Source organism: Pseudomonas sp. PDM05, from assembly GCF_014851685.1.
Lineage (GTDB): Bacteria > Pseudomonadota > Gammaproteobacteria > Pseudomonadales > Pseudomonadaceae > Aquipseudomonas.
This window is the reverse complement of the sequence record NZ_JACVAC010000057.1, coordinates 1-263: the sequence shown is the minus strand read 5'-3', so window position 1 is coordinate 263 and position 263 is coordinate 1. Positions and strand designations below refer to the sequence as shown.

Sequence of the window (263 nt, the reverse complement as noted above, 5' to 3'; positions counted from 1 at the left end):
TTCACCCGAGTTCTCTCAAGCGCCTTGGTATTCTCTACCCAACCACCTGTGTCGGTTTGGGGTACGGTTCCTGGTTACCTGAAGCTTAGAAGCTTTTCTTGGAAGCATGGCATCAACCACTTCGTTACCTAAAAGGTAACTCGTCATCAGCTCTCGGCCTTAAGATCCCGGATTTACCTAAGATCTCAGCCTACCACCTTAAACTTGGACAACCAACGCCAAGCTGGCCTAGCCTTCTCCGTCCCTCCATCGCAATAACCAGA

Annotated in this window: 1 rRNA gene; it reads right to left on the bottom strand. The window is 50.2% G+C overall.

What is annotated here, in order from left to right:
• Positions 1 to 263, bottom strand: a 23S ribosomal RNA gene (locus tag IB241_RS28115); the annotation flags it as partial.